This window comes from Pseudoalteromonas sp. GCY, assembly GCF_016695175.1.
GTDB lineage: Bacteria > Pseudomonadota > Gammaproteobacteria > Enterobacterales > Alteromonadaceae > Pseudoalteromonas.
Map to the genome: position 1 here is coordinate 196,887 of NZ_CP068022.1, position 20,389 is coordinate 217,275.

The 20,389-nt window shown below is 42.8% G+C and carries 23 protein-coding genes; 12 read left to right on the forward strand and 11 right to left on the reverse strand.

Annotated elements, in window-relative coordinates:
- Positions 1–3: 3 nt before the first annotated feature.
- The 6 genes from JJQ94_RS00785 (at position 4) to JJQ94_RS00810 (ending at position 5,213) form a co-directional block, all read left to right on the forward strand.
- Positions 4–543 (forward strand): isochorismatase family protein, encoded by a 540-nt coding sequence (locus JJQ94_RS00785; RefSeq protein WP_236596459.1) that lies wholly within the window; start codon positions 4–6, stop codon positions 541–543.
- A 44-nt stretch (positions 544–587) separates the two neighbouring features.
- Positions 588–851 carry a DUF3081 family protein gene (locus tag JJQ94_RS00790; protein WP_010373027.1) on the forward strand — a complete coding sequence of 88 codons (264 nt, stop codon included), beginning with the start codon at positions 588–590 and terminating at the stop codon, positions 849–851.
- Positions 844–1,173 carry a hypothetical protein gene (locus JJQ94_RS00795; protein WP_099028639.1) on the forward strand — a complete coding sequence of 110 codons (330 nt, stop codon included), beginning with the start codon at positions 844–846 and terminating at the stop codon, positions 1,171–1,173. Before JJQ94_RS00790 ends, JJQ94_RS00795 begins: the two co-directional genes overlap by 8 nt.
- Positions 1,166–2,644 (forward strand): FAD-binding domain-containing protein, encoded by a 1,479-nt coding sequence (locus JJQ94_RS00800; protein ID WP_099028638.1) that lies wholly within the window; start codon positions 1,166–1,168, stop codon positions 2,642–2,644. The genes JJQ94_RS00795 and JJQ94_RS00800 overlap by 8 nt, the downstream gene beginning before the upstream one ends.
- A gap of 124 nt (positions 2,645–2,768) precedes the next feature.
- Positions 2,769–4,373, forward strand: coding sequence for an AbgT family transporter (locus JJQ94_RS00805; RefSeq protein ID WP_236596460.1), 1,605 nt, complete (start codon positions 2,769–2,771; stop codon positions 4,371–4,373).
- Positions 4,374–4,595: 222 nt separating this feature from the next.
- Positions 4,596–5,213, forward strand: coding sequence for a glutathione S-transferase family protein (locus JJQ94_RS00810; protein WP_099028636.1), 618 nt, complete (start codon positions 4,596–4,598; stop codon positions 5,211–5,213).
- Here JJQ94_RS00810 and JJQ94_RS00815 read toward each other — a convergent pair.
- Genes JJQ94_RS00815 through JJQ94_RS00825 form a run of 3 tightly spaced genes read right to left on the reverse strand, consistent with a single transcriptional unit; the run spans position 5,210 to position 6,957 of the window.
- Positions 5,210–5,659, reverse strand: coding sequence for a DMT family transporter (locus tag JJQ94_RS00815; protein ID WP_099028635.1), 450 nt, complete (start codon positions 5,657–5,659; stop codon positions 5,210–5,212). The two genes, JJQ94_RS00810 and JJQ94_RS00815, sit on opposite strands and share 4 nt — an antisense overlap.
- Positions 5,660–5,661: 2 nt before the next feature.
- Positions 5,662–6,297 (reverse strand): nitroreductase family protein, encoded by a 636-nt coding sequence (locus tag JJQ94_RS00820; RefSeq protein ID WP_069019702.1) that lies wholly within the window; start codon positions 6,295–6,297, stop codon positions 5,662–5,664.
- 60 nt (positions 6,298–6,357) lie between these two features.
- A complete protein-coding gene (locus JJQ94_RS00825) occupies positions 6,358–6,957 on the reverse strand; it encodes a Crp/Fnr family transcriptional regulator (protein ID WP_099028634.1) in 600 nt (199 codons plus the stop codon).
- Positions 6,958–7,010: 53 nt separating this feature from the next.
- On the opposite strand from JJQ94_RS00825, the gene zapE reads away from it, so the two are divergent.
- From zapE to JJQ94_RS00840, 3 genes are all read left to right on the forward strand, one after another.
- Positions 7,011–8,093 (forward strand): cell division protein ZapE, encoded by a 1,083-nt coding sequence (gene zapE, locus JJQ94_RS00830; protein WP_099028633.1) that lies wholly within the window; start codon positions 7,011–7,013, stop codon positions 8,091–8,093.
- Positions 8,094–8,207: 114 nt separating this feature from the next.
- Positions 8,208–8,462, forward strand: a complete 255-nt coding sequence (locus JJQ94_RS24050) for a hypothetical protein (RefSeq protein ID WP_236596461.1) — start codon at positions 8,208–8,210, stop codon at positions 8,460–8,462.
- 260 nt (positions 8,463–8,722) lie between these two features.
- Positions 8,723–9,154, forward strand: coding sequence for a nuclear transport factor 2 family protein (locus tag JJQ94_RS00840; RefSeq protein WP_099028632.1), 432 nt, complete (start codon positions 8,723–8,725; stop codon positions 9,152–9,154).
- A 68-nt stretch (positions 9,155–9,222) separates the two neighbouring features.
- On the opposite strand, the gene JJQ94_RS00845 is transcribed toward JJQ94_RS00840, so the two are convergent.
- From JJQ94_RS00845 to JJQ94_RS00870, 6 genes are all read right to left on the reverse strand, one after another.
- The gene (locus JJQ94_RS00845; RefSeq protein ID WP_099028631.1) at positions 9,223–10,419 is read right to left on the reverse strand and encodes an alpha/beta hydrolase-fold protein; all 1,197 of its coding nucleotides are present in this window, start codon (positions 10,417–10,419) and stop codon (positions 9,223–9,225) included.
- Positions 10,420–10,536: 117 nt separating this feature from the next.
- Positions 10,537–10,893, reverse strand: a complete 357-nt coding sequence (locus tag JJQ94_RS00850) for a hypothetical protein (protein ID WP_099028630.1) — start codon at positions 10,891–10,893, stop codon at positions 10,537–10,539.
- Positions 10,894–10,948: 55 nt separating this feature from the next.
- The gene (locus JJQ94_RS00855; RefSeq protein WP_236596462.1) at positions 10,949–12,736 is read right to left on the reverse strand and encodes a TPR end-of-group domain-containing protein; all 1,788 of its coding nucleotides are present in this window, start codon (positions 12,734–12,736) and stop codon (positions 10,949–10,951) included.
- A 131-nt stretch (positions 12,737–12,867) separates the two neighbouring features.
- Entirely contained in the window at positions 12,868–13,764 is an 897-nt protein-coding gene (locus JJQ94_RS00860; protein WP_099028628.1) for a helix-turn-helix domain-containing protein, read from the reverse strand.
- 245 nt (positions 13,765–14,009) lie between these two features.
- A complete protein-coding gene (locus JJQ94_RS00865; protein WP_099028627.1) occupies positions 14,010–15,293 on the reverse strand; it encodes a DEAD/DEAH box helicase in 1,284 nt (427 codons plus the stop codon).
- A 55-nt stretch (positions 15,294–15,348) separates the two neighbouring features.
- On the reverse strand, positions 15,349–16,263 hold the full coding sequence (locus JJQ94_RS00870) for a dihydrodipicolinate synthase family protein (RefSeq protein ID WP_099028626.1): 915 nt from the start codon (positions 16,261–16,263) through the stop codon (positions 15,349–15,351).
- 174 nt (positions 16,264–16,437) lie between these two features.
- Here JJQ94_RS00870 and JJQ94_RS00875 point away from each other — a divergent pair, with 174 nt between their 5' ends.
- A complete protein-coding gene (locus JJQ94_RS00875) occupies positions 16,438–17,091 on the forward strand; it encodes a DUF6058 family natural product biosynthesis protein (RefSeq protein WP_099028694.1) in 654 nt (217 codons plus the stop codon).
- Between the two features lie 46 nt (positions 17,092–17,137).
- On the opposite strand, the gene JJQ94_RS00880 is transcribed toward JJQ94_RS00875, so the two are convergent.
- Positions 17,138–17,392, reverse strand: a complete 255-nt coding sequence (locus JJQ94_RS00880; RefSeq protein ID WP_010373062.1) for a hypothetical protein — start codon at positions 17,390–17,392, stop codon at positions 17,138–17,140.
- A gap of 457 nt (positions 17,393–17,849) precedes the next feature.
- On the opposite strand from JJQ94_RS00880, the gene JJQ94_RS00885 reads away from it, so the two are divergent.
- Both JJQ94_RS00885 and ykgO read left to right on the forward strand, forming a co-directional pair.
- Positions 17,850–18,107 (forward strand): type B 50S ribosomal protein L31, encoded by a 258-nt coding sequence (locus JJQ94_RS00885; protein WP_010373063.1) that lies wholly within the window; start codon positions 17,850–17,852, stop codon positions 18,105–18,107.
- A gap of 5 nt (positions 18,108–18,112) precedes the next feature.
- On the forward strand, positions 18,113–18,250 hold the full coding sequence (ykgO, locus tag JJQ94_RS00890; RefSeq protein WP_088532527.1) for a type B 50S ribosomal protein L36: 138 nt from the start codon (positions 18,113–18,115) through the stop codon (positions 18,248–18,250).
- A gap of 55 nt (positions 18,251–18,305) precedes the next feature.
- Here the strand turns inward: ykgO and JJQ94_RS00895 are convergent, their stop codons facing one another.
- Positions 18,306–20,381, reverse strand: a complete 2,076-nt coding sequence (locus tag JJQ94_RS00895) for a basic secretory protein-like protein (RefSeq protein WP_099028625.1) — start codon at positions 20,379–20,381, stop codon at positions 18,306–18,308.
- Positions 20,382–20,389: the final 8 nt, after the last annotated feature.

Genomic DNA, 20,389 nt, shown 5'->3' on the forward strand with positions numbered 1-20,389 from the left:
AAGATGATGAATTTGATACCTTCGGACAGCATGATCTTAGTGATCGATATTCAAGAAAAATTTCGTCCTCATATTGAGGTATTTGGCGATATCGAGCGCCAAGTAACCACCCTACTACAAGCTGCAGAACATTTGACTGTTCCTGCACTGATTTTTGAGCAATATCCCAAAGGGCTTGGCCATACAGCACCGAGTTTACTTGAATTTAATCTTCCGGTTATCGAAAAAACCGCGTTTAGTGCCTACCACGTTGAATCTTGCAAGCAAGCTATTCAAGAATATAAACGCGACACCATAGTCGTGGTTGGCCTCGAAAGTCATATCTGTGTACAACAAACCGTCAATGACCTGCTTGCGGACAATTTCAACGTTGTGATAGTTGCCGATGGTATTTGCTCACGTAATCCAAAACACACAGATTGGGCGCTACTACAGATGCAGGCAGATGGCGCACGCTTTTTGGCTTTAGAGTCTATTTTATTTCAGTGGCTAAAATCGGCCAAGAATGAGCAATTTAAGGCAATTTCAGCGTTAGTTAAGTGATCGGCTATCACAGTGAAAGCGTATTCCAAGTATCGAGGTGAACAATGAAAAATGAATTAGATAGCAAGTTCTTGTTAACGGTGTTCGAGCATATTCAAAAGCACGGTGAAGTAACTGAAGAAGGTAAACGCTATGAGGGCATAGTGGCCTATTCAGATCCAGATGGTTACACCATATACCTGCAAGGCAGTGGCGTGTTACTGCGCTCTGGGTTTCATAATACTTATCACTTGGATTATGAACAAGATAAGCACAAAGACGACTTTATTAAGAAGCTAGATTACATTTTTAAAGAGGCGAATGAGTAGCTTATATCCAAATACCAACCGAGGACGTCGCGTTAGACGTCCCCACCCTGAAAGCAAACAAACCCGCGCATATGTAAGTAAGGTCGTCGAAGCGCTCAGGGAAAATCCAAATAAACTCAATATAATCAAACAGAACTGCGATGAATTTCGCCAACAGCGCTTTTTAAAACGTGGCTTTTTGCTCGCCATCGAACGCTTTGATTGGGTGTTTGCGGTGGACGATGACGTAGAGCGAATATGCCAGCAGATCCTCGCCGACGACTACATAGGCAAACGCCTACGCCGTTACCCTTTATTGTTTAAGGGGGTGTTAGATGATTAATCTCGTTTGGCTCAAACGTGACTTAAGAGTGTTCGACCATAAACCACTTTACGAAGCGTGTAATAATGGCAGACCAACACTGATTTTGTATGTTATTGAGCCCGAATATTGGCAACTCCCCGATACCAGCGAAAGACAATTTCAATTTGTGAAAGAGTCGCTTCTAAGCCTTGCTGAGCAGCTGCAGCTTTTAGGTGGCACACTGACGGTTCGTCAGGGCGATATCATTGAAATACTTGAAAAGATACATCAGCACATCGCGATCGCAACCCTTTACTGCCATCAAGAAACGGGGAATACATGGACATTTGAGCGCGATTTGCGTGTTATTGCCTGGTGCAAAGAAAGACACGTATCGTATGAAGAGTATCGCCAACAAGCCGTATTTAGGGGAAAAGTTAATCGTGATAAGTGGCAACAGCAAGCCGAAGACTGGCTGCAAAGCGACTGTCTACCAGCTCCTTCAAAAATCAATCCTCTGCTGCAACAGCATAGTGGCATTACACTTTTAAATGACTACCCAGGGAATGACAGCAACTCAGCGCCAAAGCCACAATTAGGTGGACTCAAAGCCGCGCAGCAAACCCTGAATAGCTTTTTTAATCATAGGATAGACAACTACCTGTTTGGTATATCGAGCCCGGTAAAAGCCGTAACCAGTAGCTCTAGACTCAGTCCATATTTGGCCTATGGCGTGCTAAGCCTCAGGGATGTTTTACAACAAACTCTTGCAATAAATGTTGACTCAAAACGCAATAAGAGCGGTTTTTTATCACGGCTTTACTGGCATAGCCACTTTGTGCAAAAGCTCGAATCAGAGCCGCTTTATGCAGAGCGTGCTGTGCATGCATCCTTAATTGATATGCGTGCAAGTGAATTTAATCCGCAACGTTTTGAACTTTGGGCTCACGGCAACACAGGTGTTCCCTTTATTGACGCCTGTATGCGAATGCTGATCACCACAGGCTGGATAAACTTTCGCATGCGCGCCATGTTGATGGCGTTTTCAAGCTATCATCTATGGCTGGATTGGCAAAGGCCTGCCGCAAGACTTGCCACTCTATTTGTCGATTATGAACCTGGGATCCACTATCCTCAGGTACAAATGCAGTCAGGCACCACTGGGATAAATCCGTTTCGCATCTATAACCCCATAACTCAGGGGCAAAAATATGATCCAGAAGGTCAATTCATTCGCCGCTACATTCCTGAGCTTAATCACGTTCCAACGCATTACTTACATACACCTTGGTTTTATACCGGCTTAAAAGAAGACCAATATCAACGCCCAGCCATATTACCCGATGACGCAGCAAAAATAGCCCGTGAAAAAATCTCCGCATTTTATAAACAACATCTAGATAAAGATGAAACAGGCAGAGTGCTTCACACTCACGCTTCAAGGCGTCGCTCAAGTCGTGGGCGCAAAAAACAAGCAAGTTCTGATAAAAATCAGCTTAAGCTATTCTAACTGATCCGTTTTTGCACAATGTTCCGCCTTTCACCCTAAAAAGAGGACAAATAGCCGCTTAAGCATGACCTCATGTAAAAAAAATGCTAAGGTTGCGCCATTTTTTGGAACTGAGAATTTAGCTATGTCAAATGCTGTAGAGACGCAAGCTGATAGTCAGAACCAACAGGGGCAAAAAGGAGGATTATTTAATCGCTTCTTGGCAACTGTTGAGTTCTTAGGGAATATGCTTCCCCACCCTATTACTTTGTTTGCAATGTTTTGTATCGCCATCGTGTTATTTAGTGGTATTGCCGATTGGATGGGTCTATCTGCCATCGATCCTCGCCCAGAAGGCTCCGCAGGTCGCGACCCCGACGGTGTTATTGAAGTCGTAAGCTTGATGAGTGCTGAGGGTCTGCAACGCATTGTGACTGGTCTTGTGACTAACTTTACTGGCTTTGCACCACTTGGCACTGTACTTGTTGCATTACTAGGGGTTAGTGTTGCAGAACACTCAGGCATGCTGTCCGCAGCAATGCGCGGCATGGTAATGGGCGCTTCAAAACGCCTTGTTACCTTTATGATTGTATTTGCTGCTATCTTGTCTAACACCGCATCAGAACTTGGCTACGTTGTACTTATTCCGCTTGCCGCAATGATTTTCCATAGCCTTGGTAGACACCCACTTGCCGGCTTAGCCGCTGCATTTGCTGGCGTATCTGGTGGCTACAGCGCAAACCTGTTACTTGGCACCATAGATCCGCTATTAGCTGGTATTACGACTCCCGCGGCGCAGATGATTGACCCAACTTACCAAGTAGGACCTGAAGCGAACTGGTACTTCATGATGATTTCAGTATTCCTAATTGCCATCGTGGGAACCTTAGTCACTGAGAAAATCGTAGAGCCACGTTTAGGAAAATACGACCCTAAAGAAGCCAGCGTTGATTTGAGTGAAAACAATATTGAGAAACTTTCGGCAAAAGAAAAGTCAGGCCTCAAATGGGCGGGTGTATCACTACTCGTAGTAAGCATTCTACTTGCCTTAACCATAGTGCCTGAAGATGGCATTTTACGTCACCCGGTAACAGGCGAAGTGGCAGGCTCACCATTCCTAAAAGGGATCGTGGTATTTATCTTTGTAACCTTTGCTATTCCGGGTTTTGTATACGGCCGTGTGGTTGGCACCATGAAAAATGACCGCGATATTATTGATGCAATGAGTAAAAGCATGAGCTCTATGGGCATGTATATCGTGTTGGTATTCTTTGCCGCTCAGTTTGTTGCATTCTTTAAATGGACAAACCTAGGTACTATCCTTGCGATAAATGGCGCAGCACTATTACAGGCGCTAAACCTAACTGGCCCTGAAGTATTCGTACTGTTTATATTCATGTGTGCACTCGTGAACCTAAGCCTTGGTTCATCATCAGCTCAATGGGCTGTCACTGCACCGATATTTGTTCCAATGCTAATGCTTATCGGCTATGCGCCAGAAACCATTCAAGCAGCGTACCGAATTGGAGATTCAGTTACTAACCTTATCACCCCGATGATGAGTTACTTTGGTTTGATATTAGCGGTTGCGACGAAATACAAAAAAGACATGGGTATAGGTACTCTAGTGGCAACGATGTTGCCGTACAGTATGTTCTTCTTTATCGGCTGGGTAGCACTATTCTACGTGTGGGTATTTGGCTTTGGTCTACCAGTTGGACCTAACTCTCCTATCTACTACAATCCGTAGCTAATACTTTAAAATTATCTAAATGCCAGCATTTGCTGGCATTTTTATTTGTGAAAACCTCAACCCTCACCTAAGGTTGAATAGGAGACAGCGAAGAAGGAGCCGATTTTGGATACCAATAACATTGCAATTATTACATTGGTATTAAACTAACTTCACGTGATCACTGTTATTTTATGCCCTGTTCCTGAGTGATAAACGTGACCTAACATTAGGTGAATTATGTATACACTCTTTTACTACCCACAAAGTGCGAGCCTTGCGCCTCATATTTTATTAGAACTCATTGGTGAGCCTTATCAACTTGAACTGGTGGATATCAAAAAAAATGCCAACCGTAGTGCACAATACTTAACACTAAGCCCTGCCGGACAAGTACCAGCCCTCGTTGACGACGACTTTACCTTATTTGAAAGCGCTGCAATTTCTCAGTACCTTGCTGAAAAGCACATCGACAAGCAACTCATCCCAACTGAGCTAAAACTAAAATCACAGTGCCTGCAATGGATGCATTTTATGAGCGCTTCTATTCACAGCGACTTATTGATGTACACCTACCCAGAACGACACACCCAAAGTGCTTTGATGTATGACGACCTTATTCGCTCGCAGCAAGGCCGACTAGAAGAAGGGTTTGGTATTATTGATACGTTACTTGCAGATAATCATTACCTGTTTGCAAATCAATTTACGCTGTGCGACAGCTATTTATTTATGCTTTGTGAGCGTGCGAAGACATTTTTAGAAAAAACGCCTTCGCTTAAGAATTTACGCCGCTATTATCGCCAAATTGCGGCAACACCAGCTATTAGCAAAGCCTTAGAAATGGCTGAGTTTTAGCCTGAACGATTAACGTTAATAAGTACAATACCGGTCAGCACAGCAATCACGCCCACGACTTTTTGCAGGTTAATAGGTGTATGAGGTACACCAAAAAGGCCAAGCTGACCGATCACCATGGCTACCACCATTTGACCACACAAGTAATAAGCCATTAGGTTACCTATGCCCATTTTAGGAATTAAGAAATAACATAATCCTACCCCAGTTGCACTTAGTACCCCGCCTAAACACCACAAGTACCAAGGCACGGCTTTTAGCTCTGAGGTTGCTGGTAGCACGTTATCAGAAACCCGAAAGGCAATAAAGGCATAGAATGCGCTGACGGTAAACGCCACTCCAGCTGCCAATATCGGACTTTTTAATAAACCGCCAAGTTGTGCATTCATGCTTGCTTGCACCGCAATTGCACCACCTGCAAAAACTGCTAATATGGCAAAAATCATAGTCACACCTCAATATGCAGCAAGTCTCTCGATTTCCTTACTTTGCTTGTATTCGCGTTCACATCCGTACTGTCACGAATGCCAATTGGCGCAATTAATACCGTGCGTAAGTTTAAGGATGAAAGACCCAACACGTCATCGTAGGCAACCTTATCGATACCGGTCATCGGACAAACATCAATTTCCATACTGGCAGCTACCAGCAGTAATGTACCGAGGGCCAAGTGAGCCTGCTCAGAACACCAGCTATATTGAGACGCACAGTCCATGGTGTGTAGCGCATCTTTCATACCCAATTCCATCTGTGCATAGATAAGCTCATCAAGGTTTCGATTCGCCTTAAAGTCTTGAATGTAGCGCTCTACTTGGCTATCAATAGGTGACATATCCGCAGCAAAAACTAATAGATGACTATTATCAAGCACTTTTTGTTGTCCATACGAATGCGGTAGTAATGCTTTTTTTATCGATTGCTTGGATATTTGAATAATCTTATAAGGCTGTAAGCCAAAAGCTGAAGCACTCAACCCCGTCAGTTCGATTAACTTATCGACTTTGTCCTGAGCAATGGTTTGCTCAGAAAATTTGCGGACGGCGTAGCGCCAATTCAATAACGATTCTAGTTGTGATGTATTCATAAGTTGCTCTCCATTATGTGTGAGGCAACTTTAACAAGGTGAAGAGCTTGGCTCATTTACCTATGTAAACGAACCTGAATTTTTTAACGATTTTCTTATTCGACTTAACTGAGTAGGAGTGATCCCAAGATGTGATGCTAAATGGTATTGTGGTACACGCTCAGCAAGTTCTGGCTGCTCTTTTAAAAATGCGAGATAGCGCTCCGTGGCATCTAATTGCACCATATAAAGCTCTCGTTTATCCTTTTCTAACAACCAGTTTTTCTCAAGATACAGTATTTGAAATCGCATTAATTCAGGATTATCCATCAGTAGTGCTCTAAACTGTTTAAAATTGATTAGGACTACCTGTGATGTTTCAAGCGCTTGGATCCCTTGATTGGCAGGCTCTTGGCGATGTAGCGCACGCATTACACCAGGAAATTCCCCCGCCACAAAAAAACGCTTATTGTATTCCTGCCCAGCAGCATTGGTGTTTACTAATCTAACTAACCCTTGATGTAAAAATGCAAAAGTAGTCAGATACTCTCCTTCTTTGTAAAGCCACTCATCTTTCGCGAGTAATTTGATGCTGGTGATCGCAGCAATAGCGGACCAGGTTTCTTGAGAAAGCGGGTAATAGGCGTCTACCGCTTGTTTTAATCTTGTTAGTGCATCCATGAGTTCTAGCTTTATGATATTATTCGGATTAACTATTCCTATTTGCAGTGTCTATGTCAATCTCTAGCCATTACCAAGCACAAATTGAATGTGGAAATCTTACTCCTGACGCAGCGCAGCAAGCTGCAATTTCAGCCTTAGATGCCCTTTCTCATTCACTCGCTTGTGGTCACTCGAATAAAGGCATCTATTTTTATGGCCCAGTTGGTCGTGGCAAGACGATGCTGATGGATTGGTTTTATGAATTCACTGACGTCACAGATAAAACTCGCCTACACTTTCATCATTTTATGCAACAGGTACATAAAGAGCTCAATCAAATTCAAGGTGTGAGAGATCCTTTAAAGCGGATCGCCCAAAACTGGGCTGAGCACACTTCTCTACTGTGCTTTGATGAATTTTTTGTCACTGATATCGGTGATGCCATCATCATGGCGAGATTGTTTGAAGCCCTTTTTGAAGCTGGCGTAACCTTAGTTGCAACCTCTAATTGTCACCCAACGGAATTATACAAAGATGGATTACACAGAGACCGCTTTGAACCAACCATCCACCTGCTCATGCGCCATTGTGAAGTTATATCTGTGTGTGGTGAGACGGATCATCGATTTAGTAAAGGAACAACGGCAAACCACTACTTCGTCAACGATAAACAAGCGTTTTGGGACGCTTTTACTAATGCAGGTGGCATATTCAAACCGGGAGTCCTTGAGGTTAATCATCGTCTAATTAACGTGCTTGGCGAAAATGAAAGCGTCGTATGTTTTGATTTTATGGAGATCTGCTCAAGCCCTCGCGCTACCAATGACTATATTGAGCTTGCACAGCAATTTAGCTGTATTTTTATCTCTGAGTTACCGCTACTTGGTGTTACTCCAGAGAATAAAGATGTAGCACAAGGAACTGAGGAAGGCTATATCCGCCCGAATAACACAATGCAACCTAGGATTGGCGACGATGAGGCCAGACGACTGATTGCGATTATCGATGAATGTTACGAAGCCAAAGTACTGGTTGTTTTTTTGGCAGATGCGCCCATAGCGCAAATCTACCAAGGAGAGCAGCTGGCATTTGCTTTCGCTCGCTGCATTAGTCGAGTGACAGAAATGCAAAGTTGGTCTCTTAGCGCCTGCTGAGCTTACAATTTTTCTAATTGTATAAATTACAACCGAATGCTAACCTGTCGCAAATAATAATAAAAAAGGATGTTTCTATGAAAAAGTCTCCCTTGTCAGAGAATACTGGTGACAATGACTAATCAACAAAAACAATCTCAGCCTTTTATTCCCGACTCTTTTGTATCACCAAAAAGGGTTAGCACATCGCATTTTTCTTTTACCATGCTAGGTGAACAAGTTGCGACAGTAGATTATGAGCTGGTGATGGCTAATCAAGCACGTTTGCAAGGCATATTCGGTCCGAATTCAGACTGGCCGAAAGCTTCTATGACTTTTGAGAAAAACATTGCGAGTTTAGCCACCCACAAGGAAGAATTTATGTCGTGAGCGGCATTTGCTTATGCGGTTTACACCAGAGACAGTGAAAAGTATATCGGTTGTGTCTATATCGATCCGCCACAATCTTCAGATTTTGATTGTGATGTCTATCTATGGATAGGAGCAGAAGATATCGCATTAGATAACCTACTCTATCAAACAATTACTCATTGGTTAAAAACGGCATGGCCATTTTCTAAACTTGCATTTCCCGGTCGAAACGTTGCATTTAATACAGAGTAAAAAACAATAAATTAAGGAAAATCATAATGAAAGTTCGATATGCACTGCTGCCCCTCATGCTGGTTTCAAGTCTTTGCTCCGCAGATACACTGAGCGACAAGGTCAATGCTTACTTCGAGGCACAAAAAGCCGTTGAACACCAATATTCAAAAGAGTCTGATGTTACTCACCTACTTACGCTTTTAACGCCAGACGCCTCATTCGAGCACCCTCGCTTTAATGCCGTATTGTCAAAAGAAGAGTATAAGAAAGGCTTACTCAGCTATCTAGGCCAATACGGAAAATGCGATATCGAAGTCACAAACATCATTGAAGGCCTTAATGTGGTGACCGTTGAGTATCTACATCCTTGCGTTGATCAGCAAGGTAACACGGATGAAAAAGAAAATAAGCAAAAGCTTATGACACTGTTTGAGTTTAGCGGCGAAAAAATAAAGCGTATTCGCCACTATTTTTAAGTGGCAATAAATACTCAAAAAATAGACCACATGGATTACCTAAGTGGCCTATTTACGCATTTTGATTATCACTCACCAAGTAATTTAGTTAGCCGCTCTTTACGAGCAACAAAGACATCGTAGCCACCATCACCCTTCGTTGATAATGCCAGCGCTTTGTTTACTTGCTCTAAAGATGCTTGGTATTGTTTGTCGGTTTCATAGCCATATGCTAAGCCGTTGTAGGCATCTGCATTATTTGGATAGCGTGAAACGCCAAACTTAAACAACTTAATTGCTTCTTTCACGTTACCCATACTTACGTGGTAATAGCCAAGTTCTCTGATCACGGCTTCCTGTGGCTCAAAAACCTCGCCATATTGAGCAGACAGTTGTTGATAATACTTAGTAATAGAGCTCAATTCACCAGTATAAGCACGCGCAGGCATTCGGGTTGACAAAAACAGCTTTTGATACGCGCTAAAAATACCAGCTGCAGACACAAGTCCATGAGGAACATTGTCGTAAGCCTCGCTGAAAAAGCGCAAATCATGTGGTTGATTTTCAGCTAAAAAGCGCGCCATATCGTCGTATCTTTCGCGCATCACGCCGCCTTCCTCGCCAATTGTGATATATAGAAAGTTATCTAACTGCTTAGTTTTGGAAATAAACGCTTTAGTACTCTTTGCTGTCGCGCCAAAGTTCCACCATACCGCTGGACTATAAGCAATATGCGCTTGAAATAGCTCGGGCTTTGCCTGCAAAGCATAAAGAGCAAAAGTACCCGCTGCAGAAGCACCTGCAATGACTTTAAAATCATGAGTGCGATAGGTCTGGTTCACATAAGGAATAAGCTCAGTCTCAATAAACTCTAAAAACTTGGGTGCCCCGCCGCCAATATCCATAGGTCCTGCAGGCTCTTTATTCTTAGTTGGATAAAGATCTCTTAACCTGTCTGTATTTTCGATCGCAACAATAATAACTTCAGGTGCCGCAGAAACGTTTGCTCCTTGCAAACGCTCAAGTACTGCGGTCATCAACGGGAGGTTGCCTTTACCATCAAGGCGATAAATCACAGGGTATTTTTTATTGGGGTTGGTGTGATAACTTTTGGGTAGTTGAATTGTAAAAGCTCTCTTTTCATCAAGCACTTTTGACATCAAGGTTTTTGTTTGTTGCTCATATTCTTGTTTTGTCTTTTCTTCGGACTCTGCCATCGCTGCTCCCGAAAAGAAAGCCGCTAAAGTCACAGCAAACAAGCACTGAACTGCCTTACCAATTCTCATTATTATTATTCCATTTATTTGATTTCACTAACAAAGCTAGCATAATGGTTCAGGAATTGATAGCACCACATGTCCCTCTTTTTGCTAGCTTACTTTTTAGATAGTCAGCGCATACACTTAAACGGAGAAATACAGCAAAGCGGCAATCGCAAAGAAAACCACCCAAGAAAGATGTATAGCGCGTGAAGCAATAAGTGCAATCAAACCGCTGATAAAAAACGTGCCAGACATGACATATAACACCTGTTCTCCGTCCATTTGCCGATAGAACATTAATAACATCGCAGCTATTCCCCACCACGCGATGGTGGTAAGGTGCCATGCAAATCGCAACGTGCGTTTGGTAAACCAGTCACTACCAAACAGATGAGGCAGATTGTCTCTTTTAAAAAGGCGGATCAATATGTATTTTTCACCCAGTACAGAATGAACTAGCCCAATCAAAAACAACAATAACGCTGCTGCAATTATCATTTATGCCACTTCCTTTTTATGATTTGACTTAAAAAACGCTCAACTAACGCGATGGTTACTTAACTAAACCATCGACGTTTTTATCCAATACACTATAAATGGCCTTAATAGCGGGATCGACACCATTGAAGTAGCTTGTAGAGTCTAGCAATACCGGCATATGTGGTGCAATCCAAATTCGGTGATCTTCTGCGCGAGAAGTTTGATGAAACTGCGACGAAACGAGTCCAAACACTCCACTGAACGGTAAACGAAACCTTCCAGCTTCACCAATATGGTTTGGTCGAGAGCCACTTGGTTCTCCAACCAATATTGCATTAGTAAAACTATCAATATTGGTTAAGAGGTTTTGCGCTGCTGAAAAGGTATTACGTCCCATCACTACAAATAACTTGCCTGCTGGCTTTGCCGCTTCAAAATAAATAAGTGCCTTTAGTAATGGTGGTAAGATGGATCCATTGCCACCACTATTGTGTCGTAAATCCAGCACCAAGTGATTTACTTCACCGCGTTTTATTGTCTCTATCAACTCCGCACTAAATTGCGCTAGCGACTGCGTTTTCATCTGTGCAACGGCATTAAATTGTACGTACAAAACTCCATTGCTTTTGTCCACTTCGTACCAATAAGGTTTGGTGACACTTTGCAGATATTGTGGGCTTTTTTGATGATTATCCGGCAAAGTCGGAAAACCGCGAAATTCGAATGATTGGCCACTAAGGCGAATGGTCTTTTGCATGCTCTGTGTATTTTCTACCGTGATAGACACCTCATTTGACGCATCGCTCAACTCTAGTCCAGCGAGTACTTCAGGCATTGCGAGATAATAAGGCGCAAGCCACAGCTGCTGCATTTCATTATCTCGCGGGTTAATCTCGGCAACTTTCGCCATTGCTTCTGCGGTTGGTGTTTGCCCAAAGGCTGTGACTTTATAGCCGATTAAATCACTAAACTCAGCTTCGGCATCAACGATGTAAAGGCCATCGCTAAAGGCATAAAACTGCACAGGCAAACGAGTGAAATTCCCTTTTTCTCCGAAAGTCGGCACGATAAAGTTATGCCCGTTACCAAGCGCGCCTATTATTCGCATCATACCAAAAACAATTTGCTGATCAGTTAACTTGGGTATATCTGAGCGCAAATTATTTGCCAACGTAATTAAATCCGGGTTGTTACTTGCCTGTTCGTTAACATGCAACCGCTTAATTTCTGAGAGTAAGAAATCTAAATCCGCATTCCACTGCTGATCCCGAGTGAGCGAAGTATCTTTATAGTTACCTGTAAGACGCTGAAATTGCATATTATCTTTGATGGAGTCGAAAACACTTTTATTTGCTAAGCTACTGCGTTCGTCGTACCGCGCTGACAAAGACTTACTCAGCCACTCATTAGCTTTATCTACTTTTCCCAGTGCGGCATACGCACCTGCAATCTTTATCATAATGTCATTTGAGGGGCGCGAACCGGTAGGTACATTGGTTAGGTTTACACCCAGTGACAACGCCTTTTTCAGCGCAATGATAGCTTGCTCATAATGCCCTAATTGTATTTGCGTTAATCCCAATAGATACCAAGTGTCTCCGTCATCTTGATACGACTTAGTAAGCTTTTGCAGTTGTGGTAACGCCTGCTGCCAATGTTTGCTACGTACCAACGCTAGTGCGTTGATCCGTGTATTTAGGTAATCAACTGGGGATTTGACATTTAATTGCTGTGCAACATGCGCTTGTTCGCTCGTTGATGTCAGCACCCGAATAGGTTCAGCCTTTGCAGGCTGCGCGATAATCAAACTACTAAAAGTCAGGCAAGTGGCCACATGAGTGAGAAAACTTGAATACATCATCTTTATCCTTGTTATCGATTTAACCCCAGATTACCTATAATGACTTTATATGGCGTGCAATATCAGGATTTTGTACTTCTACAACTTTTAAAAAACACTCAGAATTAAGGCTAAACAATTGTTTAATATACTTATATTAATTTTGAAAATTGACTTGAAGTGTAACCCGTTTGCTTTTTAAAAACACTGTTAAACGAGGATTTTGAGTTAAACCCAGCGTTCATTGCGAGCACTAACAAGTTGGGCGTTGATTGCTTTTCGCGTTGTAGTTGCTGTTTTACCTCATCGACCCGCAGGCTATTGATATACTCATTAAAGTTGTAACCACCACAAGTATTGATGGCCCATGAGATATCCTTTACCCCAATTCCAATAACCTCAGCAACATCGTGGATCGTCAGGCGTGGCTGGCGATATAAATAGTGCTGCATAATCGTGTTATGAATTGCATTGAATATCTCGGTTGGATCTTCTGACTGTTTATCCACCTCATTGAACGTTATTTCTTGAGCTTGGGTTATGGAATCTTCGAGGTGTGGTTGGTTATGTACTTTGGCAACTAGGTAAAGATTAATTGCAAGTAACCAAACTAAGTCAATAAAATACCAGAGTGCTTTAGTGCTGATGTCGTTGTATGTTTGCATATTGAGTCTAACCAAATCCACCAGAGCAAAGATCACAAACAAGACAACCGTTGTTCTGATCCACTGTAAATCGCGCGTATTGACGTCCGCTCTGATCTCCGCGGATGCTCGCTGGTAAAGACCAATAAGTTGCACCGTAAAAGCAAAATAAATCAACTGACTGACAGTACCAAGCGCAATCACAAGCTGGGTGTATTCAGTAAATGGAAGCGCCAGCAAAACAGGTAAGAAATGGACTAACCTTCGCTCTTGCTTATGTTGATTGGCATTAAGTAGATTTTTAAACAGAAAATAGACTAAAGGCCCAGTAGCTAGGGTAAATACAGGCGTGATAAGTAAATAGCTTCTAGCCCCTAACGCTTCTTCAGCAAAGTTGGTTGCCATCAGCACACATTGAAATAACAAATAAATGACGAGCATTCGTGCGCGTGGTTGATTGACAAAAATTAATATTGCGAGGAAATAAGCCCCAAGAGAGACGATTTGGATTACGTTAACTGGAACAATGTGAAATGACTGAAGCACAAGCCGTATTTTTATAATTATTTTTCGCTATTGTACGCCACATTGGCTAAAAACAACAACGCCAGCATGCTAGCTGGCGTTGTAAATAAAGCAAAAAAACAATTTTACTTCTTATTTTGCTGCTTACGTACGTTTGCAATACGAGAGCGGTTTTTTAATCTTGCTTCTGCACTTGCTTGATTCGAAGGCTTATTCACCCGCGCCTTACGACGTTGATGCGCTGGTTTCTTCTGGATAGTTTCAACCAGTCTTTCACGGTTTGCTACTTCGTAGCCCGGCAGATAATAGCGCGAAATTTGCTGCTCGATTAACTGTTCAATATGAATAAGATCAGATTCTTCTTCTCGGCTTACAAAGGTGATCGCATAACCAAACTGACCTGCACGACCAGTTCTTCCGATGCGGTGAACATAATCTTCGGCAAGATAAGGCACATCGTAGTTAACCACGCGTGGCAGGCCAACGATATCCAATCCGCGAGCTGCGACTTCGGTTGCAACCATAACCCGTACTTTGCCTTCGGTGAACTCTCTTAAAGCGCGACGACGAGCGCCTTGAGTTTTGTCGCCATGACATACATTTGCATCTATACCATCAAGCTTTAGCTCTTCAACTAGCTTGTCTGCGGTTTCTTTCATATTGACGAACACTAGCACTTGTTGCCAATTTTTGGTCCCGATCAGCTCAGACAGTAACTCGCGCTTACGCTCTTCTTTAACTGGATAAACAACGTGGCGAACCGTGTCGGCTGTACTATTTTCTGGCGTCGCTTGGATTAACTTAGGGTGATCCAACACTTGTTTCGCGAACTGTTTCATTGCCGACGGGAAAGTTGCAGAAAACAACAATAGCTGCTTTTGCTTATCCACCAGCTCAATGATTTTTTGCATGTCGGTGATAAAGCCCATATCTAACATGCGGTCAGCTTCGTCTAACACTAAGTGTTTAACGTTACTCAACGTGACATTACCTAAGCGGATGTGATCTAACAAGCGTCCAGGGGTCGCCACTAAAATATCCACGCCCTGCTTCAAGCGCTCAGCTTGGCCATTGGCGTTAACCCCGCCAAACAGTGCCTGCACCTTTAAGTCTGTGTACTTTGCAAATGTCGCACAGTTGTTAGCGATCTGCTCAGCAAGCTCACGCGTTGGCGCCAAAATCAACGCTCTTGGCGTCGACTGCGCTTCAGCCTCAAGCAATTTTTGGATGATAGGTAATGCAAAAGCTGCGGTTTTCCCTGTTCCAGTTTGCGCTGTTGCGAGCACATCACTACCTTGACGGACAGCTGGGATAGCCGCCTGTTGAATTGGCGTTAATGTATGAAAATTGACGTCTTGCAGCGCATCTAAAAGAGGCTGTGCGAAACTAAATGAAGAAAACGTTGCCATAATAACCTACGACCGAGTCAAAAACGGTCGCAGATTATAAATGACAAACTGACTTTTAACAAAACTTAAGCAAGGTTTCGTCAATTAATTTTGGTGTCGAGCCAACAAAGTCAGTTTCTTTTAACTGAGAAAGGAGTTCAATCCCCTCTTTTTGCTGTACTTGCGACAGTGGCACATAAGGTAATCTAAATACCGGTTTGACTGCGCCAGTCATAATCAAAGCCGAATTGATAGCAATTGGATTTGGTTCGCAGAAGAGCCAGTTCATTAACGGTTGCAATGACTGATTAAGCGCTTGGTTAGGCGTGTCCATCAATTGTCTGAATAAGCCCGGAATGATGTTTGAAGCAACAGAAATAACGCCATGAGATTGGCTGTTATGGCGGCTATCGTGGGCTTGATCATCGTTACCTGACCAACACGCAATGCCTTTCGCTTCATAGTGCGCGATACGCTCATCACCCGCACATTCTTTCATACCAACAAAATGCTTGTGGCTGGCCAGCGGCTCAATGATATCAGGCGTAATGTCCTGTCCCGTTCTGCCAGGCACGTTGTAAATAAAGCCAGGACCGATTTCTAATACTTCTTTCAAGTGTGCCTTCACACCCGCAATTGAGGTTTTGCCATAATACGGGTTTATTTGTAGTGCACAGTGCATACCTGATGCAAACCCATATTCAGTCGCTTTTTTTGCTTCTCTGGTGTTATTGCTGCCGGTGTTACCAACAATCAGCAATTTATCGCCAAACTTATTCGCCGAATGGGCAATGAGCATTAAGTGCTCTTCCCAATTCATCAGTTGGCCTTCACCTGTGGTGCCACCTACAACAATACCATCGACACCGCCTGCAATTTGCGCTTCGACTAGCTTGTCGTAAGTATCTAAGTCAATTTCACCCGCCATTGTGTAAGGGGTTTTAATAGCGGTAATTAAGCTTGCTTTTTTTATTGATTGGATCTGATGCATGGTCTTTCTATTACTCTTCCAGTTGACAGCCATTTTTACCATAAATCTGACTGAGATCCGACCCATAAACCTAAGGAAATCGGTTAAATCTAATGAAATTTAACTTTAGTGCTTGTTATTTGCGTAAAGATCCAGCAAAATCCAAAACACTGTATATTTATCCAGTTTAATTTTATGGGACTGACACATTTTCTAAATACGCACTTTTATACCACTTTGGAGCTGAGCAGCAGCTTAAAGATACCTGAAGAACAGCTCTTAGAATGGCAACAAATGAGCCTATTCCCAAATCCGAGTTATAGTATTCAAAATCAAATTAAGTGTAGTTCGTACTTTGGCCTGTACGAATGTGAAGAATATACTGATTTTTATGCCCGAGGCCTACTAAATTGGGGGCAACTTTTACTTAAACATAAAGTCGATCAATCAAGTAGTGCATTTGAGTTATTTCAACAGCGTTACTGTGAAGCACTTGCGAAATGTATTGAAAAAGGCTTTTACACCGAAGATCCAAGCTTTAGTGATGACCTTACGGAGCATGTACAACAAGTTTGGCAACAGTTTTTATGTGGCAAGTATGGTGTGATCAGCCAAAATGGTCTCATAGAGGAAGCGCTTTATATTGACCTAGGGCGCGCGATTATCGACGATATAACAGAAGCAAGAACCGCCAGTAGTATTGCCCCAGAGCAACGTAGTCAAGTACACTGCGCCATGAAGCTACTAAACAAAGCACTAGCAGCCAATACTCAGGCTGAGCAAACAGAGTCGCTACGCACTCGATACATTGACCAATTGATTAGTAAGTACGACTTATCAATCAAATAATCTGCTGTCTGGCGCACAATAGTTCTGCCAGACAATCTATGTGTATTTATATTTGCTGTTCGATGTGCGCACGAATTATCTCAAATGCTTTTAAGACCTTTAACTGATCTTTACATAAGCTGTCGTACCAAGCATCGAACAGTTCATCATCTTGCTCACTGAGCGTTTGATACTGTGCCAGTAGTGTCACTATGTCACTATGTGTGCAAGAGAGTGTGTCTAACTCTTGCTGTAACGCGCTATCATCGCTGCTGTGAAGCTTAGCCAAAATTGAGTTATCTAACTCAGCATGTTTATCCATAATAAATGCTCTATATCTGTATTGCGTTAGCGAAGAAAGTACTTTCGCGAACGTACTAGGTTTTAATTATTTGCTAGGCCTCTCTCATTTAGTGAAGGTTATTAACCGTTAAGCCAGCCTCAATTGGAACTCACTCTTTTATCTCATATCTATCAAACCAACAGGCTTACATCGATAGCTATATTCCAAAAAAGTCTATTCGCTACTATTCCGGTTAGGTGTCAACACTAATATGACTACTTGAGAAACTATCTAGAACTAGTTATATCAGGCAATTTTAAGGAAAGTAAGCCCCTTTTAATCAACTGCTCAAGATGCATTCAGTTTAGTTCCGCATGCGTCGACAAATTAGGCGTATCGCACTAAATAGCGGCAACGACAAATTAGTTGTTGAGAATAGTTTTTATTTGATTTATATTGATACAATATAACAACACATTATTTAGGAGTCGTTGTCGTGAAACCCAATATCCACCCTGATTATCAACTTGTTGCCTTCCATGATACATCGGTTGATAAGTACTTTATCGTCGGTTCAACCATTAAATCGGACAGAACCGTTGAATTAGATGGTAAGACTTACCCTTACTTCCCAATTGATGTCTCTAGCGCGTCTCACCCTTTCTACACAGGTAAACAGAAGTTGGTGGCAAGTGATGGTCGTGTTGCACAATTTAACCGCCGCTTTAAAAACCTTGCGACTAAAAAAGGATAAACCAGATGAAAGTACTGAGCTCACTCAAAAGCGCCAAAAATAGACCTGGGTGCCAAGTTGTAAAAAGACGTGGTCGGGTTTATGTAATTTGTAAATCTAATCCGCGATTTAAAGCGGTTCAAGGTAAGAAAAAGAAACGTTAAAAGTCAAAATAAGAAGGTTAAAGGTGGGCATTGCCCACCTTTAATAGATATAGCGCTAGTCTTTTGCTTCCCACAATGAGAATTCGCCTAGTTGAATTAGGCGTCCGCTAGCGCCACCAATTCCACCGCCCTCACGGGTATGCTCTAGTTCCAAGCGATACTGGGTATACGCATTTGGACTCTTGATAGCAAAGCTATAATATTCCATCGTATTAGGTAATTCGCTGAACTGTTGAGTATCTAGCGTAATCCAATTAGTGCCGTCATTTGAGCCCTGTAACTGCCAAGCATTAGGAAAGCGATGAGGGTTGTCTCCCGCTGTCGCTAATGAGTAGTATTTTGCTGTTTTAGCGCTGTCGAAGACATAGTTAACATGGGCCTTATCAACCTGTTTTATCGGCAACAAGTCAGGCGCATATTGTGCAAGCCAAGCAGGCGCTTCCAACACCACATTAAATTTAGAGGTAATATTTCGGTCATTGAGCTTATCTGCCCCCTCATTAAAAGGCACAAGTGCAGTTCCGTTTGTTGTTACCTGAGTGCTAGTCGGTGCAAAGTTCTGATAGCCAAGTGGTACTGGTGGTAACTTACCGACACTTGCTAGGTAGACTTGGTACTCTTCAAATACCGCATTAATCCCACGCTGTTCGCCAAATATGGATTTAAAGGCTTTGTCTAAACTCCACGCTTCAAGCGTTTTTGCCGCCGCATTAAACTTGCGAATAAAGTCCGTGTTACGATGACTGTTTTCTACCCACTCAAAGAAGAATGCGGTTTGATCGTAAGCATCAACATTGTAGTGTTCCATCCAACGAACTCCACCACGTCTATGTTCTAAATAACCAGCATCAATTCGAATAAAGTTAGCCAGCGCTTCAAGATAGGTATGATAATCCGTGCCAGGACGATATTCTCCTTCAGCCGGAACATTATTGTATCCATGAGTCAGCTCATGCCACAGCACGCCGATTACTTCGTTACGGATAGCCTCATCTCCAAGACCTTCTAGGTTAGCGATATGCTTAACATCGAATCTAAGCTCCATAAACTTACCTTCGCCTGCCTTTGATGCAGGCGCATCAAAGTCACCCGTGATAAAAGTAACATGCTCAAAAACGTTGATTTCGGTTACATTATTAAACAAACGCTTGGCAATCTTCAAAGAGATCTCATGAATAAGGGCATTTAGGTCTGGGACTGCACGTTCAAGCGCCAGCTGTCCGGGATGCTCAGGTAATTCCTTTTTCACTTCAATTATAGGCTCTGGAAACCCTGCCCATGGCGAGGCTGGATCCCACACACGGATAAAGTCTTGTTGAACTAATGTCGCTTCCCCTTTGTCGTTACTCGCAACCAGCGTAATGGTTTTCGGCCCTAACGCTTCAAACTTAACCAGTGGATTTTGCTCTGTACTTGTCGCAGGGGTGCCACTTTCAAAAGTCCATTGCCAATTAGTCGGGTTAACTAACGACTCATCTCTAAAAACAATATACTCAGAGACTTCTGGTGTTGTGTTTGTGGCACTAAACGAGACGATAGGAATATCCGATACTGTTTTGATTTCGAGCTCCGCTAGTTGCGTAATATCAGCACCATAGCTATCCGTACCACCATGTACTAAATCAAACTTGAAGTAGCGATACTTTTCGCCGCTTTCGGCCAATTCAAAATTGCGAGTCAGTCCTCGAGCAGAGAATACTTCCCCCGCTCTTGAGTCCAGCTCAACCCATTCTGATTTATCATTTGAGCCATATACAACCCACTGTTTTGGATCTCGGTTCGCTTCGTCGTTTGCTGACGTAAAGCTATATTCCCTAAGTTCAATCTCTGTCGCCGCTTTAAACACTACAGTGACGTTTGGCGCAAAAGCGAGGAATTTTGTACTCGTGTTAGCGTCGATAAGTTTGTCGACACTTTCACCTGCGGGAGAAGCCTGTACACCATCCGCTAAAATAGCCTCTATCTCAACTCCAGTATCTGAGGTGATATTACGCAATGCGCCAGAGTCTGGCTGACCGGATGATTGAGTTTGTTCAGGCTTGTCACGTTCAACAAATTCAGAACCATCATTACAGCCAACTAGTGTCGCAGCGACGGCCATTGCCACTGCTGATAGCATTAATTTTCTCATTTCGTTAC